The 18,317-nt window shown below is 38.9% G+C and carries 19 protein-coding genes; all 19 read right to left on the bottom strand.

All coding sequences use genetic code 11. The features are described 5' to 3' along the window. Positions 1-126: 126 nt before the first annotated feature. The gene (locus HMPREF9625_RS08535) at positions 127-954 is read right to left on the bottom strand and encodes a nicotinate-nicotinamide nucleotide adenylyltransferase (protein WP_009534289.1); all 828 of its coding nucleotides are present in this window, start codon (positions 952-954) and stop codon (positions 127-129) included. Beyond that, the gene (locus HMPREF9625_RS08530) at positions 954-1,253 is read right to left on the bottom strand and encodes a YhbY family RNA-binding protein (RefSeq protein WP_009534288.1); all 300 of its coding nucleotides are present in this window, start codon (positions 1,251-1,253) and stop codon (positions 954-956) included. Before HMPREF9625_RS08530 ends, HMPREF9625_RS08535 begins: the two co-directional genes overlap by 1 nt. Then, positions 1,253-2,578, bottom strand: coding sequence for a GTPase ObgE (gene obgE / locus HMPREF9625_RS08525; protein ID WP_009534287.1), 1,326 nt, complete (start codon positions 2,576-2,578; stop codon positions 1,253-1,255). The genes HMPREF9625_RS08530 and obgE overlap by 1 nt, the downstream gene beginning before the upstream one ends. A 64-nt stretch (positions 2,579-2,642) precedes the next feature. Continuing rightward, positions 2,643-2,900 (bottom strand): 50S ribosomal protein L27, encoded by a 258-nt coding sequence (gene rpmA, locus HMPREF9625_RS08520; protein WP_009429415.1) that lies wholly within the window; start codon positions 2,898-2,900, stop codon positions 2,643-2,645. A 52-nt stretch (positions 2,901-2,952) separates the two neighbouring features. Further along, positions 2,953-3,258, bottom strand: a complete 306-nt coding sequence (gene rplU, locus HMPREF9625_RS08515; protein ID WP_009534286.1) for a 50S ribosomal protein L21 — start codon at positions 3,256-3,258, stop codon at positions 2,953-2,955. 205 nt (positions 3,259-3,463) lie between these two features. Then, positions 3,464-5,326, bottom strand: coding sequence for a C40 family peptidase (locus HMPREF9625_RS08510; protein WP_009534285.1), 1,863 nt, complete (start codon positions 5,324-5,326; stop codon positions 3,464-3,466). A 125-nt stretch (positions 5,327-5,451) separates the two neighbouring features. Continuing rightward, complete coding sequence (locus HMPREF9625_RS08505) at positions 5,452-6,372, bottom strand: RluA family pseudouridine synthase (RefSeq protein WP_009534284.1); 921 nt, start codon at positions 6,370-6,372, stop codon at positions 5,452-5,454. 87 nt (positions 6,373-6,459) lie between these two features. Then, entirely contained in the window at positions 6,460-7,041 is a 582-nt protein-coding gene (locus HMPREF9625_RS08500; protein WP_009534283.1) for a signal peptidase II, read from the bottom strand. Beyond that, positions 7,042-8,121 carry a 3-dehydroquinate synthase gene (gene aroB / locus HMPREF9625_RS08495; RefSeq protein WP_009534282.1) on the bottom strand — a complete coding sequence of 360 codons (1,080 nt, stop codon included), beginning with the start codon at positions 8,119-8,121 and terminating at the stop codon, positions 7,042-7,044. An 86-nt stretch (positions 8,122-8,207) separates the two neighbouring features. Next, positions 8,208-8,729: a cell division protein SepF gene (locus HMPREF9625_RS08490; RefSeq protein ID WP_009534281.1), complete on the bottom strand. Its 522-nt coding sequence runs from the start codon at positions 8,727-8,729 to the stop codon at positions 8,208-8,210. A gap of 216 nt (positions 8,730-8,945) precedes the next feature. After that, complete coding sequence (locus HMPREF9625_RS08485) at positions 8,946-10,331, bottom strand: biotin/lipoyl attachment domain-containing protein (RefSeq protein ID WP_009534280.1); 1,386 nt, start codon at positions 10,329-10,331, stop codon at positions 8,946-8,948. A gap of 2 nt (positions 10,332-10,333) precedes the next feature. Further along, on the bottom strand, positions 10,334-10,753 hold the full coding sequence (locus HMPREF9625_RS08480; protein WP_009534279.1) for a hypothetical protein: 420 nt from the start codon (positions 10,751-10,753) through the stop codon (positions 10,334-10,336). A gap of 69 nt (positions 10,754-10,822) precedes the next feature. After that, positions 10,823-11,593, bottom strand: coding sequence for a D-alanyl-D-alanine carboxypeptidase family protein (locus HMPREF9625_RS08475; RefSeq protein WP_009538283.1), 771 nt, complete (start codon positions 11,591-11,593; stop codon positions 10,823-10,825). A gap of 224 nt (positions 11,594-11,817) precedes the next feature. Continuing rightward, positions 11,818-12,210, bottom strand: a complete 393-nt coding sequence (locus tag HMPREF9625_RS08470) for a methylglyoxal synthase (protein WP_009534277.1) — start codon at positions 12,208-12,210, stop codon at positions 11,818-11,820. 12 nt (positions 12,211-12,222) lie between these two features. Further along, complete coding sequence (locus tag HMPREF9625_RS08465) at positions 12,223-13,356, bottom strand: FtsW/RodA/SpoVE family cell cycle protein (RefSeq protein ID WP_009534276.1); 1,134 nt, start codon at positions 13,354-13,356, stop codon at positions 12,223-12,225. 12 nt (positions 13,357-13,368) lie between these two features. Beyond that, positions 13,369-16,239: a penicillin-binding transpeptidase domain-containing protein gene (locus tag HMPREF9625_RS08460; protein ID WP_009534275.1), complete on the bottom strand. Its 2,871-nt coding sequence runs from the start codon at positions 16,237-16,239 to the stop codon at positions 13,369-13,371. Continuing rightward, positions 16,236-16,775, bottom strand: coding sequence for a rod shape-determining protein MreD (gene mreD, locus HMPREF9625_RS08455; protein ID WP_009534274.1), 540 nt, complete (start codon positions 16,773-16,775; stop codon positions 16,236-16,238). The genes HMPREF9625_RS08460 and mreD overlap by 4 nt, the downstream gene beginning before the upstream one ends. Next, complete coding sequence (mreC, locus tag HMPREF9625_RS08450) at positions 16,759-17,622, bottom strand: rod shape-determining protein MreC (RefSeq protein ID WP_009534273.1); 864 nt, start codon at positions 17,620-17,622, stop codon at positions 16,759-16,761. Before mreC ends, mreD begins: the two co-directional genes overlap by 17 nt. Next, a complete protein-coding gene (radC, locus tag HMPREF9625_RS08445; protein WP_009534272.1) occupies positions 17,622-18,311 on the bottom strand; it encodes a RadC family protein in 690 nt (229 codons plus the stop codon). The genes mreC and radC overlap by 1 nt, the downstream gene beginning before the upstream one ends. Between the last annotated feature and the right edge of the window lie 6 nt (positions 18,312-18,317).

Raw genomic sequence — 18,317 nt, 5'->3', positions numbered from 1 at the left:
TATTCATTTCAAAAAAACTGAAAAGAGCAGATTAGCAGTAAAAATAACGACAGTTTTAATTTTGTCGCGCCATTCCCTGTTTTAAGTCCTCTTCCAATACAATTGAGATTGGAGTATAGCCATGATTTAATGGTATAAATTCTTATCCATTATATATTTTTCTACCGATACAGGAAGAATACCGCTTATGGAATCACCATTTTCCAGTTTTTCCCGAATTAAAGAGCTGGAGTAGTTGATTTTTTTCATATTCAAAAAGCTACAGCTTAATCCAAACTCATTATTTAAGAATTTTTTTCTTTCCGTTAATTCCCTTTCTTTGGATACTCCATTTCGATTTGCCACCAAAAAATGAAGCATTTTACCAAGCTCTTCTATTTTATACCAATTTTCCAAAGTAAAGAACTCATCTGTTCCGATAATCAAAAATATTTCAGCATTCGGAAAAGTTTTTTTTAAAATGAGAGCCGAATCGTAGCTATAGGAATTCCCGCTGCGCTCTCCTTCTATAGTGGAATAGAAAAATGGCAGAGTTTCTTTGTTTTCTATACTGCATCTGTTCGTTCCGATATGATTTTTCTTCGAGTCATTTCGGTATCTTTCATTTTCCTCTTTAAGGGCCAAAAAAAGCATCGTTGAGCGCTCGGAAAAAGGAAGTAAATCCGAGTTTTTTTTATGATACGGCACTCCTGTCGGTAAGAATACTATACATTCCCTAGAAAGAAAGGAATCTGATCTGTTTTCAGAATCAAAAGCCTCTATGCTATTTCTTTTATTCCTGTTATCTTCATTTTCTTTCTCTTCCAACGTCTTTAATGCCGTTCTTCCCAAGATTAAATGCCCGTAATGAATAGGATTGAAGCTTCCACCTAATATTCCAAGCTTTCGGACAGAGGGAAAACATAGTCCGCTTTCAATATCGGAAAGACTTAGACATAAGTTATTTTTATCCATTAAAAAGCTCTATTCTTCTCTTCTTTTGCCGGCTTATACAGTACTATCTTTCTTCCGATTATCTGTACCAGCTCGGTATTGGAACGCTCTGCAATCGTATTTCCCAACTCACGAAGGTCTTCGTCACAGTTCTTCAACACATTAATCTTCATGATTTCATGCTTTTCCATATATTCTTCCACGGAATGAGTAAACTCCGGCGTTAAAGCATTTTTTCCGATGGAAAGAACCGGATCAATGCTTTGCGCCGCACTGCGAATGCGTGCGCGCATCTTGCTATCTGCAATATAGGACTTCATTATTCCTCCTTGGACTCGTTTTCATCCTCTATTTCATCATCATAATATTCAAATTCATGCGAGAATATCTTAATAGTATCGCCTTCCTTCATGCCCATTTTCTTAAGCTCTTTGATAATACCCTGTTCTACCATAAAACGCTGGAAGAAGAGGAATCCCTTTTCCGCCTCTAAATTGGTATAGCCGAGCATCTTCTCCATCTTCGGGCCTTCTACAAGGAAAAGTCCCTCTTCCGGATGCTCATACTTAATGGGAAGAGATTCAACCGCGCCAAGGTTTTCCAGATCCACTTCACTTTCATAGATCATTTCATCTTTGCCGATTCCTTCCAGAAGCTTATATGCCTCTTCCAGAAGCGGATAAATTCCCTGATTACTTGCGGCAGATATTTTAAAGAAAGGATAATGCATGTCTTTACAATATTTCTCCAAGTCCTTCAGGGCTTTCTCCTGCTCCTCGGATTGGATAAGCTCCACCTTATTTGCCGCAACAATAACCGGCTTCTTTAAAATCTCCGGATCATAGCTTTCACACTCGGCATGAATGTTCTTTAAATCCTCTAACGGTACTCTTCCTTCCGAGCCTGCTCCATCTACAATGTGTATAAGGACACGGCAACGGTGAATATGGCGAAGGAACTGAAATCCGAGTCCAACTCCGTCACTTGCACCTTCAATCAGTCCCGGGATATCCGCCATAACAAAGCTTCTGTCTCCCTTTAAGTTCACCACACCAAGGTGCGGGTTCAAAGTCGTAAAATGATAGTTTGCTATCTCAGGTCTGGCATTACTGCACATGGAAAGAAGAGTCGATTTTCCTACATTCGGAAATCCGAGAAGCCCTACATCCGCAATCACTCTAAGCTCTAATTGAAGCGTAATCTCCCTTGCATCCTGTCCGGGCTGAGCAAATTTCGGTGCCTGCATGGAAGGCGTTGCAAAATGCATATTTCCCAATCCGCCTTTTCCTCCGGTAAGAAGAACAATTCTGCGATTCTCTCCACTCATATCGGAAATCAACTTTCCTGTTTCCGCATCCTTTAAAAGCGTCCCGGCAGGCACCTTTAAAACAAGATCCTTACCGTTCTTTCCGTGCATCCTCCGGCCGTCGCCTTCCTGTCCGTCTCCGGCCGCATATTTTGTTTTATGACGAAAGGCTTCCAGACTGTTTAATCCATCATCCACTTCCACGATGATATCTCCTCCCTTACCGCCATCTCCTCCATCGGGACCGCCTGCCGGTACGAAGAGTTCTCTACGGAAAGAAACGTGTCCATTTCCTCCCTTACCACTTCTTACATATATTTTTGCTACATCAGCAAACATAAAAGCTCCTTTTATATTGAAGAAAAAACCCCACACCGGAAACCGGCATGGGGTTAACATTTCTTTATGCCCTTGGAAGAACAGAAACCTGCTTACGATCTCTACCTAATCGGCCGAACTTTACAACACCGTCAACCTTAGCGAATAAGGTAAAATCATTTCCCAAGCCTACATTTTGACCCGGATGAATTCTTGTGCCGTTTTGCTTATACAGGATATTTCCTGCCTTTACAAACTGTCCGTCTGCTCTTTTCGCACCAAGTCTTTTTGAATTAGAATCTCTACCGTTTTTGGTAGAGCCCATACCCTTATGATGAGCCATTTTTTACTCCTTCCTGTAATACACGAGTTTTATACATCCTACTCGTTACGAATTAACCGATCTTCTCAATCTTTACTTCTGTAAAGAGCTGTCTATGACCGTTCTTCTTGTGATATCCGGACTTTCTCTTATAACGGTAAACAATAACCTTCTTGCCCTTACCGTTCTGAAGAACTGTTCCGGAAACCTTCGCACCTTTCACAGTGGGAGTACCAATCTTCAGAGAACCGTCGTTAATAAGAAGAACCTGATCAAAAGAAATCTTTGCTCCCTCTTCTACTTCCAACTTCTCTACGCGGATTACATCGCCTTCACTGACTTTGTATTGCTTTCCGCCACTTACAATAACTGCATACATTTAGGACATCCTCCTATAAATTTACTCGCTAGCTTTGGTGAGTTTGCACTGCTTTAACCTAGCTATGCGGCATCTAAGCTACTCTACAGTATTTTCTCTTTCCCGTCAAGCAGTTTTCTTTGTATTAAGGATGAAAATAGGCTAGAATTCTTGTTTATTGCCCCCAAAACATCAAATCTTCAAATACGACTAAAGCAGCTCAATCCTATGGAAGTATACTTCTATAATAAGGATAGTTTGCAGATACTTCATCTACGGAAATTGTTCCGGCTGTAGCATTTTCATGTATAGCGAGCATCCTACCCTCTTCTGTCCAGCAAAGAAACATCACCACATGACTGTCACCGCTTGGCTGAATGATTAAATCTCCGGGTATCAGTTCACTTCGCTTAATCTTCCTGCCTTGTCCAATCAATTCCTTTGTACTGGACACAAAGTCCAAAGAATCATTTGTGGCTGTCCAGTAAGCCCATTGTACAAAGCCCGAGCAATCCAATCCCTTTCTGTTTCTTCCCTTGTAATCTCGCTCGGAAATTGTTTTTCCGAATGCATTTCCTTCAATTCCTTGTTTTCCGGCTTTACCTCCATAGTAATAGGGTACCTTTCCGACAGTTGTTAAAGAGAAATGAATCAATTGCTTTCGCTCTTCACTTAAATTCTCAGGAAGCAGACTCATATAACGGGAAATTTCTTCCTCAGTAAGAGGGGTTTTGGTTTCAACAGTAGATAAGCTCAGACCGTATTCTGTAAACCAATCTTTATTAATCAGTGTCTTCACCGCTGAAACACACTCTTCATTCCAACCTTTCCAACGGGAAAATGGACTTTTTTCCCACTCTGCATCTTTCTGTACGGAATCCAAAACGATTTCTTTTAAACCGTTTTGATCTTCAAACTTTTTTACCTGAATCGTAATGGTTAAATCGACATGCCCCGGACAATAATTTTTCTCTCGAGTAGAAGAAGCTTTATCTTGTGAAGCGGTCTTTGAATGTTTTTTTTGTAATGAAGTGGAAGAAGAACTTTTTCCACTAGTATTTTGTGCTTTTTCTATATCCGATGGACTGGCCAAAGAAGATGAGTCTTCTGTTTCCTGTGAAAAGCTCTCTTCCGTACTGCTTTCCCAAATGATTGCTCTTCTTTCTTTGTACTTTTCCGTAGTTGATTCGGTCTGCGTTTCCGTACTGCTTTCCACTGCAGTTGTTGTCTCTCCGGAACGCTCCGAAGAAACGATGGCAGAAGCTCCTTCAGAGGCTTCCGTCTCTCCTCCGGAAGCTTCTTTTTCCTCCGAGAGAATTTCTTTAGTTGATTTCCCCTCTTCCTTTTCCGCCTCTTCTTTAGCCGTCAAATTGACACAGCCCTGATCAAAATAGACAGGACTGATAGACAAAGTATACGAATGAGATTTTTCGTAAAGTTCCATACAAATTTCACGAAAATGCTCAGTATCCATATAATTATGCTTATAAGTATAGACGGAGACCATTGCTAGAATATCTTTAACATTACTGGAATCCGATATTTCCTTCCCATCTCCATTTAAAAAGCGATAATGAATATTTTTAAAATAGGGAATCGGATAGGACGCGGCATGATCCGCGTTATCTCCATGAACGGTAGGGTTATACTTGCCCATTATCCTGGAACGTTTAACACCAAGATTTTTTGCCACCTTCTCCGGGGTTTCACCGGCTTCATCTGTAATACTTGCAAGATAACGACTCTCCATCGTCATCATTTCTTTATAAAGAGCTTCCCCGATAGACGATCCTTCCTTATCTTTTTCATTCACAAGATTATAGATATCTATTTTTGCTCTCGGACTTAGAAATTGATCTTCCTCTCTTTCGTTATGAAGTGCGTTTTTATATTCCGTTTCTGTGGAAATATTTCCGGAAGCTTTCGTTTCCCTAACTTTATTATTCTTTTTAATAAAAAACACGATAACGGAAAGCACAAGAAGAAAGGCCGGCACAAGCTTGACCTTCCATCGCTTATGATTTATTTTATTTCGAAGTCTGGATTTTCTAACCTGTCCTTCCTGTACTTTTTCCTTTTCCTCTTCCAAAAACATCTCTCCTAAAGCACTAATCCATTTTACATTGATAGCTGCTATACTTTTATAATGGAATCAGTCAATATTTTCTATATCTTATTCCTTAATTTTCGTTCAATATCTCTGAGTTTGACAATTTATTTTCTGCTTTTATTTCGTAAGCTTGTAAGAACTCTCAGAAAATCATCCGGATAGTCTGCTGAAAATTCCATATATTCACCGCTTTTGGGATGAATGAATCCTAAAACCATAGCATGTAAAGCTTGTCCCTGTATAGAATAAGGACACTTTTTTAATCCATAAACAGGGTCTCCAATTAAGGGATGTCCGATACTCTTCATATGTACCCGGATTTGATGTGTTCTCCCCGTTTCCAGACGACACTCCACCAAGGAAGCATTCTCGAAGCTTTCTAGCAGTTTGTAATGCGTTACTGCTTCTTTACCATGCTTATAATTGATTGCCTGCCGTTTTCGATCTTTTTCATCTCGTCCTATTGGGGCGGAAATCGTCCCGCTCTCCTCTTTTAATCGACCAAAACAGAGTGCGTGATAACGCCTGGTAATGGTATGTTCCTCTAGTTGTTTTGCAAGAGCTTTATGGCTCAAGTCATTTTTACAAATAAGCAATAGTCCGGAAGTATCTTTATCAATCCGGTGTATAATTCCCGGACGCAAAACTCCATTGATAGAGGAAAGAGAAGTTCCGGAATGAGCTATAACAGCATTCACCAATGTTCCGGTATAGTGCCCCGGAGCAGGATGCACCACCATTCCACGGGGCTTGTTAACTACAAGCAGATCTTCATCTTCGAATACAATATCCAAGGGAATATCCTCTCCCTTCACATCTAATACTTCCGCTTCTTTCTCAATTAAGCTGATATGATCTCCACTTTTTAATTTGATAGAGGCTTTCGCTTTCTGTCCATTGTATAGTACATAGCCTTCCTCTATTAATTTTCCAATATAAGAACGGGTATATTCCGCGGTATTGTTTTCAGCTAAAAAGCTGTCCAGACGTTTTTCTTTATCTTCCTCTTTCACATAAAAATCCATGGTTTTCTCCATATATATTTGAAGATATTCAAACTATTCAATATAGAAGAATTAAATAGCAGGATACAATCTTGCAATTATAGGAACTTAATGCTTTAAAAAGGCAAAATCGTCTTCATTGTAGTAGAAAAAAGCCAGCAAGAACAAACCGATACAAGAAAGGGTAACATAAATATCAGCGACATTAAACACCGGAAAATCAATTGGTTTGAAGTAAATAAAATCAACTACATAAGATTGCAACTGTCGATCAATAAAATTGCCTATTGCTCCGGAGAAAATAAAACAAAGTATAAAAAATAAAGGCAATAAACTTTTTTCTTTTTTATTTTTATACTCCCTTGCAGAAATATCCGAGCTTAGTTGATTCGTAGCTATTTCTTCTTTTTCCGCTTTTAATCTCATTTCTTTTGGAAGCTTCCAAAGTACATAGAGAATTCCGAGAAGAACCGCAATCGTAATAATCAAAAAGAATCCTTGTTGACCATGTAAAATCCCAAATGCAGCTCCGGGATTTTCTACATATACAAGTACTAAAATATGTGGAATAAGAGATAGCTCTTTTCCTCCTTTTAAAAATTGTACAGCCAAGGATTTAGTCCATTGATCTAATAGGATAAGCAGTACCGCTATAAAAAAAAATAGAACATACCAAAGTATTTTCTTCATTTACTCCTCCATAAAACGAGCCAATGCGGCTTCCAGCTCTTCTTCCCGAAGTCCCTCTTCAATAAACGGAGCACAAATCTTGTGTAAAAGTACGAATTGTAAATGTGCTTTATTCTGTTTCTTATCCATTTTCATTGCAGAAAGTACTGCTTTATGATCTAATTTTTTGCAGCGTGTTTCCAATAATAAATCTTGCATTAGTGACTCTATCTCTGATAAGTCTTCTTCCGTAATTCCTTTTGATAAAGAAAGAGCCATAAGGGTTCCAAATGCTACACATTGTCCGTGGCTGTAGTAAAAATCGGCAGTCTTTTCAATTGCATGTCCCAAACTGTGCCCGAAGTTCAAAAACTTACGATCCCCATTTTCAAAAGGATCTTTTTCCACAAAATATTTTTTTATACGATTACTCTGATAAATGGTTTCCAAAAGGCACTCCGGCTCTCGATTTTTTAAAGCAAACCTATGTTCCTTTAAATACGGTAAATACTGGGGATTGTGAATCAGAGCATGCTTAATAATTTCCCCCATACCGGAGGCATATTGTTCCAGAGGCAGAGTAGAAAGCGTATGCATGGAGGAATATACAAGGCTGGGCATATGAAAAGCGCCTACCATATTTTTATAGTCTTGAAAATCAACTCCCGTCTTCCCGCCAATTGAGGAATCCACCTGAGCAAGAAGGGTCGTTGGAACCTGAATAAAACGAATTCCTCGAAGATACGTTGCCGCTGCAAATCCGCACATATCTCCAATTACTCCGCCACCTAAAGCGACCATGAAATCTTTTCTTTGCAATCCGTATTGAATAGCCGCTTCATAGATCTTTTCTATTCCGCCAAGTGTTTTATTCTTCTCTCCACTGGGAATAACCAAAGATTCAACATGACGAAAACTCTTTTTAAGCTGATCTCTTAAGTCGGATAGATAAAGAGGCGCTACAATATCATCCGTTATAATCAGCGCACTTCTATCCTCACAATGCAAGTCTTTCAATTTTTCAGAAAGATGAGAAAAATCCTTTTCCAGATAAATCGAATAACTGTGACAATCTTTTTCGTAAATATCCAACTTCCGCATATTTTCTCCTAAAACTCAGCCTTTCTATATACTCATTAAGAATTAAAAAAAGCATATCCTCTAGGGATATGCCTATCGGTTTTTCTTTATCTAAAGTTCAAGAAACTTCCCTGTCCATCTCCACCGAAGCCTGCTCCGGAAAATTCGCCGGATAAATGAACATCCTCAGGACTGATGATAAAGATATATGTAGAAATCTTCTGTAGATTTCCGTTGATGGCATAGGCAGTTCCACTTAAAATATCGATAATTCTTTGTGCAACTTCTGTATGCAAGCCTTCCATATTGAGAACAACCGCTCTTCCACTCAAAAGATAATCACAAATCTCCGTTGCATCTCCCATGGAATTCGGCTTAATCATGGTTACTTCCATGCTGGCTTTTCTTTCATTAGCACTTGATTTAGGTTTTCCAAAAAGACGAAGCTTTGGTTCGGAATCTTCCTCATCTTCATCAGATCTCCTGGAAAAAAAAGATGCTCTCTTTGGACTTTCTTCCTCTTCCTCTTCGTAATCATCCTCGAAGTCATAATCATTATCTAAGTCGTAATCATCCTCGTCATCTCTATTCAAGTTCATCTTTGTCATTAGGTTACTCAAAAAGCTCATACTATTCCCCCAACATCCGCCAAGTCAAACAAGATTATTTTACTCAATTTCGGAGTAAAGTCAACCTTGAAAGTATCTTATAAAAAATAAATTTATGTTTTTATTTAATTCTATATATAAATCGGTATTTAACTTTTTCATATAGCATTTACAATGGACCAAGCATTCCAATCTTAATCAGCCGGTAGCTCAAAAAAATACCTCATTCAAAGAATATTACTGAAAAATAAGTTGTCCGTCCGAGACCATGTCTCCTTGTAAAACAATATGATCATAGACTTCGATTCCGGAGCTTGTATCTTTTTTTACTATAATATATTCATCATTTTTTTCTAAAGGAACAATCTGTCGAAAAACAGCGTAGCCCTTGTTTATATTATACACACCTTCTAAAGATTTGGTAGGTCCAATTATAAAAGAATCTGTACTTTCCTGTTTTATGAGAACATCGCCCGTTTTCAGTACAGAAGAATCCTGGTTCTTTGGAATATCAATATAAGCATATTGCTGATCCTTCCTGTAGATTTCCGTGGGAATAAATTTTAAATTGCCATCCGATTCCTTTCGATAGAAGCCTTGGCTGCCATCTTCTAAAGTAGAAAGAAATTCATTCGGAACAACATAAAAGTCTTTTTTCACTACAGCTGAGGCAGGAATTTTAAGTCCGTTTTCCTCTCTCTCTTTTAAAGAAAAAGCAACGAACCGATCATCCAGAAAATAATCTTGATAATTGGATAACTCTACCTTTCCAAAGCTCTTTCCGTCTTTTCCTCTTACAAGAAAGAGTTCTCCGGATAAATCCAGGTTTTGACTATCAAAATGCAAGATTACTTTATGCTTATTTTCCAGTTCTTTGTTCTCTTCCTCGGATAAAGGAAAAAAAACATTCCACTTTGAAGCACTGATAATTTTATAGATTAGACTTCCTTCTTCAACTTTACTTCCACCTTGTACATATTCCTTTTTGGGATCAGTTTTCTTAAAAACTTCTTCGGCTAAATCACTTTCTTTGAAACTCTCAAAACCATCTAAGATATAGGATACAACTCCGGCTTCTTCTGCTGTTCCAGTGGTATAAGCTATTCCTAAATTACTTAAAATACTGTTTAACTGCTTCACACCTTCTTCACCGGAAAAACTGAAGTGATTATTATCCATACCGGATTGAAAGCTGTAAAGAGTATAAAAACGATTATTCTCAAAGCTTCGAGAAAAATTCTCTAACCGCTGACGAAGTTCCATAATCTGCTTTTCATTTAAACTTCCCAAAAGCTCAGGATGTTCTGATAAATAATTCTCTAGGTTTCCTGTTTCATCTAAAGTATAAAGCTCCGCATTCTTGGAAACTCTTCTTCCCTCCATAACTGTGAAATGAATATAACCACTTTTTTTAGCAGCATAAGCTTTTTCATTCCTAAGGATTAAGCCGGTGAACTGATTTTCTTTCACCAAACTTCCTTCTCTCACTTCATAAAAGCGGATTTGATCCCTTCTCATGAAGGAAACCACACTAAAAAGAATATAGAGAGCAATAATCGCAAAGATTACTCCCTCTATATTGAAAAAAAATCTTCTTTTCTTTAAGTGACTTGTATTTGACATAATTACAGTGCTAACGCGATATGATCCTTCAAATCCTCAGGAACTTCATCCGGACTCATAGACAAACTGCAAATAAAATTAACTTTATACTTATCGGAAAGAGAATCCAGTTTTCTTATGCAATCGGTAATGGGCTTCCCCTCTAAAGAGGCTAACTTCAGAAAACTATCGAGAAAAAGATATTCCAAATCATGATCTTGAGAAATAATACCACTTACAAAACCTACAAAGGCATCTTCGGAATCGAGCTGAAATTCATTGACATTGATCAAACGAACCTTGTTGTTCAGTTCATACATGTGCTGAGCAGAGCGATCAAGAAAATCAACATTTCCTTTTGCTTCTTTTACAACAGTATTGGCTTTCTCAATCAGCTGCTTTGTTTTTCCTTTTCCTCTTTGTCCTACAATAAATTGAACCATTTCCATACCCTCCTTGACCTAACAAGAAAACCTTTCTTTATTAAAACTTATACAAAAAGTATAGTACATTCAAGATATCTTCGCAAGCAAGTTTGTCATATTTTCATAAAGATTGTCCTTGTTTTCCCCCTTCATTACTACAGAAATATAGGAATATGGACTATCACTTTTTTCCGTATCAAGTGCCAGACAATAGCCGGCATCCTTCGTTGTCCCGGTCTTTGCTCCCAGAATAGTTAGTCCCGAGGGAAGTTCCTTTTCTCCCGTACTATACAGATTTGTTGCTTTCCAAACCTGCGATTTCTTCACCCCGTTACGATCTTTATAAACAACTTGATATTCTTTGGTACCGAGAATTTCACGAAGATCCTCATTTTCCATTGCAGCACGCATAATGAGATAAATATCATAAGCTGAAGTATAATGAGATTCATCCGGTAATCCGTGAGGATTTGTAAAATGAGTAGACAAAGCACCCAAGCGAATAGCCTCTTCATTCATCTTTTCTACAAACGAATCCACCGAACCGAAACTTGCTTCCGCTACTGCAACAGCTGCATCATTACCGGAAGGCAGTAAGGTTCCATATAGTAAATCCCGAATTTTCAAACTTTCCCCGACCTGCAAAAATGCAGTGGAAGAACCGCTGACCTTGATTGAAGAGGATGGAGAAATTACAAACTCCTGATCCAAATCCTCTACGTTATTGACACAAACCAGTGCCGTCATCAGCTTCGTTATACTCGCGGGGTAAACTCTTTTATAAGGATTTCTAAAGGCAACAGCTCTATCCGATTCCTTCCCATCCTTTTCCACCAAAATAAAACTATCTGTATCCATACTTTGATCATTGTAACTTTGATCGACAGGAATAGCTAATTTAGAAGCAAAAGCTTCAGTATTATGCTCCGCTCCACTATGTAGGGACACTGATGATAAACGCATCACGGATTGATCTTCAGAGAATGCTTTTTCCGGTTTTCTTCCGCATGAACATAAAAGCAGAAGAAGAAAAATAGACGCAAAAAATAAAAGTCGAGACCTAGATGTAAATACTACATGACTTATCCGATGTTTCGCCACTCCAACTCTCCTCTTTCCAATGCATGAATGAGCAGCTCCGCAGTAGCCAAATTGGTCCCGATTGGAATATTGTACATATCACAAAGACGCAAAACAAAATTCACTTCCGTCTCCTCTTCCATACTCGGGTTAGGATTTCTCAGGAAAATAATCATATCCAGATTCCCCTGTTCAATCTGGGAGGCAAGTTGTCTTACTCCACCGGTTTCGCCCGGTAAAAATTTATGAATTCTTAGATTCGAAACTTCCTGTATTAAACTCCCTGTAGTTCCTGTTGCATATAATTCATGTCTGGTTAAGATCCCTCTATAAGCAATACAAAAGTTTTGCATGAGTTTTTTCTTGGAATCATGCGCAATCAAACCCACTTTCATAGCCTACTCCTCCTATGTTTTTCGCTGTAAAGCTACATTTAGCACAATACCGAATCCAAAATACACGGACAGTAGGGAACTTACACCTCTTGAAAAGAAAGGCAAAGTAATTCCGGTATTTGGAAAAAGCCCGGTTGCTACAGCAATATTGGTATATGTCTGGAAGCCAATCCATGCCATCACACCCACACATATCAATCGTCCGCTTAAAGTCTTCGCTCTATAAGCTATTATAAGACATTCCAAGATAATCAACAAGAAGATTATAATAATTATTATGGCCCCTCTAAATCCTAATTCTTCTCCTATAACCGCAAAAATAAAGTCATTATCCTCCTCAATCAAAAAGTTACCGTTTTTCACGGAAAATATAGAATTATTAAAAAGCCCCTTTCCTTTAAACATACCTGATCCGATAGCCATGATGGAATACATCTGTTGCGCATAACCGCTGGAATTTTCATCCGGCTTCAAAAAGGTAAGGATTCTTTGAATCTGATAACCCTGTAAAATAGGGATTTTATCATAAAGTCCGGAGGCAAAAAGGTAAAATAAAAGAATAAGTATTGTAGCTGCCACAGCTAAAAAAGCCATAATATAACGAAGTTTTAAAGGAGAAGCAAAGGTCATGGCAGATACAATTACCGTCATGATAATGGCTGTGGAGAGATTGGGCTGAATCAACACAAGTCCGACAGGAAGTAATAAATAAAGGCCTTCCAAAATCAAGCCGTGCGCAGTATTTATTTCTTCCTTGGTTTTCTGCAAGTATTCTGCAAAAAATAGGATTAATGCTACCTTTACAAACTCCGCAGGCTGAATTTTACCAAGAACAGGAACGGTAATCCAACGCGTTGCACCATGTCCTGAAGCTGTACCGTAAATCTTTACTCCGGCAAGGATGATGACAGAAATAATATAAATATAAATAGAATATTTACAGAATTTTCTATAATCAAAAAGAGAGATAGCTACACACATGGCCAGTCCCACAAAGGAACCCAATATCTGTCTGACTACCAAGGCGTCTTTAAAGCTTTCCGCCGAAGTTGCGGAACGCACAATAAAAATGCCTATGGTATTCAGTGCAACAATAAAGAATAATAATTTAAAATCATATTGTTTAAAATCATAATCTAATTTCATGCATCTTTTTCCTTAATCACTTACTGTTACAGAGTTTATACTGCTTGCATCTCTTGCCAGAATCGTATCCATACTGAGCTTTCCGAAGCAATAATCATAAACCATGTTAGCAAGACTTGCCGCATTACCCGAGGAATATCCATAGGGAATATTTACCGTAACGGAAATTTCCGGATTCTCATATGGAGCATAGGAAACAAACACGGCATGATTACCTCTATCCTCTCGCTCTTGCGCAGTTCCTGTTTTTCCCGCTACTGCAATAGATTGTCCAATAAAAACATTTTTCGCAACACCTTCTGTTATAACCTTGCGAAGACCGTCATGCACAGTATTCCATGTGGTGTCATTATAGGATAGTTTTTTTTCAAGAACCGGAGCAACTTCTTCAATCGTATTGCTTCTCGGATCCACAATACGATCCAGAATGGATAATTTATATACGGAACCGCTGTTGGCAACTGCAGTAATATAGCGTGATAATTGCGCAGCATTAAAGGCATGGTTACCTTGTCCCATAGCTGAACGTTCCGGATCATAGTTGGAAATTCTCGGTTTTGTTTCATCCAGCTCAATACCTGTTTTTTCATCCAGTCCGAAGTCACTCGCATACTTCTGAATTCGCTCCATCCCAAGATCCGCACTGTAATTTCCGGAGCTGTCAGTTGCTAAGAGATGTCCCAAATCTGCAAAGAAATAGTTACAGGAGTTTTTAATTCCATCGACAATATTTTCATTTCCATGCTTGGATGGCCAAATCCAACAACGGATATTCGGCGTTACCTCTTCATATTTACCGGTACAATCTATAATAGTATCCGTAGTAATTACCCCTTCTTCCAAGGAAGCAACGGAACTGATCGGTTTAAAAGAAGAACCGGGCGCAAGCTGAGTCTGCGTTGCACCGTTTAAAAGCGGAAGAGAAAGATCTTCATTACATTTTTTCAAATAATCACTATCACTGATTCGATTATTATCGAAGCCGGGATAGGTTACAAGTGCTCGCAACTTACCGGTTTTAACATCCGTCACAACCACAGAACCGTTGCAGGGATCCAATGCAAGCTGTGCCGGTGTTAATTCTATTTTACGAATCTTATCCAAAAGAAAAGTGAACGCAAAGTGTGCATCTCCTCCGGAAAGAGCCTGATAAGAAACAGGATCCTGTGAGAGAACATTTTGCTCAAAAAGTGCCATAAGAAGCAAATTACCGGATATAGATTGCTTAGCAATGGCATACTTATATAATAGCTTATTAAATCCACTGTCACTTCGTAAGTAATCCATGATCTTATTCACAAAAAGAGCATAAATTTCATCTGTATCCGAATATTCCGTATCCAAGGATAGTTTTCTTGTATCAATCCATCCCTCTTCAATTCCCTTCTTTAAAAATGCATGAAGAGAAATCGCATCATTTTTCCACTGTGCATAGGCGTCCGATGACTTAAACCGTACATCCTCCGGATCGACTATGCCGCCGTTTTTACTTAAAAGGTAGTCGTAGATATAAACCATATACCCCTGCATCTCCTGCGGCAATGCAGAAAGTTCTCCTCCACTCTCCTTTTTCAAAACATCCTCAATCCTGTTCAACATCTCTTCTTTATTGGATATAAATTTGCCGGCAATTTCTTTTTCAGCATTTCCCGCATCTTCACTAAAGAAATGCTCCTTATCCAAGACGTTATTGTTAATCAACTGATAATATGCATCTTTTACCGGTATCATTAACTGAGACTGCTTCAGTTCACTTTGGTCAAGTTCATTATTCTCTGTAAGCTTAGAGGCTAAAATTCCGGCAAGTTCCTGTTCCAATAAATGATAAATAGAAATCTGATCATTTGCAGAAATAGTGGTATAAATATCATTTCCGGCCATGGGTTTCTCTTCAGAAATGACCTCCATAATGCTTCCCACATTGTTAAGGTACATCTCTTTGTAACCTTTTTTTCCCTTTAAAATAAGGTCCTCACTTTTTTCCAAACCCCAAACTCCGATGGTATCATTTAAGTCATAGGAAGCGTCAATCTTCTTTAGCTCTTCCAGTTGACTTTCCTGCACTTGCCCCGTGTAACCTACGATATGAGACAGGTAGGGAGCATAGTTGTATTTTCGAACGGAAATATTCTCAATATCTACTCCCGGAAGGTCATACTTTGACTCCAGTACTTCCGCCATGCATTCTCTGGAAACATTTTCAACTATGGTCGTACTCATATATCTTTGATAGGAGGTAAGACGCAAGGTATAGATAATCCCAATCATATCCAGGGCGGTTTTATCGGAAAGATTAATAGGGCTTCCCTTTTCATCTGTCAGTTTATGGAAATTATAGAGCTTCTTTGCCTGCTCAAAGCACTCTTCGGCGGTGCTGTCCTTTTCCTTTTCACTCAATTTATCCGGCTCTTTACGAAAAATATTGGCAAGAAGGCGGAGACGTTCCTGATCCGAGTTTGTGCTGTAAGAAAAATTCCCGTCATCATTAAGCGTAAGCTTAAACTGGCTTTTAACGGGATACTTGTACTTTTCAATAATATCTGCAAGCTTTTTCAACATCAAATTTCTCTTGTTGATTCCCTTTGTATTACCTGAAAAAGCACCGGTATCAGCAATGGTAATATTATACTGAAGCTCATTATAAGCAAGAAGTTTACCATCTTTATCATAGATATTCCCCCTTGTTCCGGGGAGAACGATATTCTGCTCTGTATTCTTCTGATAATTCTCCAGATAGCTCTGTCCGTTCATAATTTGCAAACGAAACAAATGCACTGTCAAGATACAGAAAAGTCCGGTAAATATCAAAGCCAACGCAAAAAGTCGGGAGGAAAACAACCTGGACAGCATTTCCTTGATTAAGCTGTAAATTTCTTTAATCATAATGCTTTTTCCTCCAATCTCCTGCTCGCGCTAAAGAAGAAGCGGTAAAGAAGCAGGGTCAATAAAAACGAAAATACGATAGAAGGTAGTACAATATGTACCGAATAATAAGCAATACTCCACTTTCCTCGTATTAAAAAGCGAAGAACATAGATGTAGCTGTGATACAATAGGCCGCTTAAGGTGCAAAGGAACAGTGGAAGCTGAATATACTCCTCATAATAAAATTCATGAAAATATCCGTTTCCATAACCTATCAAAACAAAAATCAATGAATAAAAGCCGAAAGGCCCGGAGTAAAACAAGTCCATTAAAAGCCCGGCAGAAAGTCCGTAAAACATTCCCGGAAGTGGTCCATAATAAAAGCCGAATGAAAAACAAAGAATCAAAAGAAGATTTGGACTCGTAGAAAGAAAAGGAAGCAGAGGAAATACACTGGTTTGCAGTAAAAAAGCCAGAATCAAAAGCAAAAAATAAAAGAAAATCCGAGTACGCTGTCTTTTTTTTCTTGATTTTATCCTATTCCCCAAGCTCACTGCTACTCTCCTTTTGGAAACGATCATCCTTTCGATCGGTAATGACCAACACCTCCTGAAGATCGGTAAAATCCGCCACAGGTATAAGATAACCGTTTTTCATCAGTCTTTTCTCGTCTTCTTCAATATCAATGGCAAATCCCACCAGAATACCCGGTAAAAACTTGGAAGAAATATTGGAGGTGACGATTCTGTCTCCATCCTGAATTACCGCATCTTTCTTCATATTGGTAATACGGAGACGCCCTTCTTCGAAAAGCTTTAAATCTCCTGCCACGATACAAGTATCACTACTCTGAATACCCATGCAGGAAACTCTGGACTCATCATCAATAATAGAACGAACCGTGGCGTAATTTACCCCGACATCCGTTACAATACCCACTAAACCGCCCTTTGCCATAACATTTTGATCCACTTTGATTCCATCTTTGGAGCCTTTGTCAATCCGAAATACCTGAAACCAGTTTTCCGAATCTTTGGCAATAACACGTGCGGCAATTTTTGTATACTGTAAATACTCCTGATCCAAGCTGTACAGCTCCCTCAGGCGCTTCAGTTCTTCATCGTTTTGCTTCAATATATTGTTCTCTTCCGTAAGAGTATCTATCTTCGCCTGAAGCTTCGCATTCTCCGCCTCGGCTTCCGTCAGGTTCTTATGTCTTTCCCACTGGGAATAAAGACCTCTTCCTACCCGATTCACACCGGATTGAATTGGCACCAGAACCGTTCCAACCGTATTCCGTAGAGGATTCATAAGCCCATCCTTTATGGACGATAGAACCACCATCATGATACAGAGTACTGTTAAAATGATAAAAATGTACTTGCTCCGTCTGTTTTCCACTAAAACTTCCCCTGTTCCTTAAAACTATAGTAACAATTGTCCCCAATAATAATATGGTCCACCAACGGAAGACCTATATATTCTCCGGCACGACGTACTGATTCAGTAAAGTGTTCATCCTCTCTTGAAGGAGTCGGATCTCCTGACGGATGGTTATGAACCAGAATCATGCAGCTTGCAGCAAGCATCAGGGCCTCTCGAAATACCTCTCTACCGGATACGCTGGCAGAACTTCCGCTTCCTTTCGCAAGCAAGCAATCCTTCAGGAGCTTCGCTTTTGTATCTAAATACAGGACACGCACTTCTTCATGTCCGAGATATCGCAAATCCTCTTTAAAATAAAGTAAAACATCCTGTGGAGAACGAAAAGACTTCAAATCCTCTCTTACCCTGCTGTTCCATATACGCCTTGCCATCTCTCCGATAGCAAGAAGCTCTATTGCCTTTGTGCCGCCTATTCCGGATACTCCCTGCAATTCTTCCATGGAAAAATGCATAAGAGCGGTAAGTCCTTTACACTCTCCTCGCAATTGTAAAATCTCTTCGGAAAGCTCCAAAACATTGGCATCTTTTCTTCCTGTACGAAGAATCAATGCCAAAAGCTCCGCATCGGTCAGAACGGAAACACCTCCCTGCTTTGCTTTTTCTCTAGGTAAAGTCGAATAATTTCTTTTCAATTCTTCTTTCATTTTTTC

The sequence above is a fragment of the Oribacterium parvum ACB1 genome (genome assembly GCF_000238055.2).
Classification (GTDB): domain Bacteria; phylum Bacillota; class Clostridia; order Lachnospirales; family Lachnospiraceae; genus Oribacterium; species Oribacterium parvum.
Note: the sequence above shows the minus strand (reverse complement) of the source record. Positions and strands in the feature narration are given on the sequence as shown.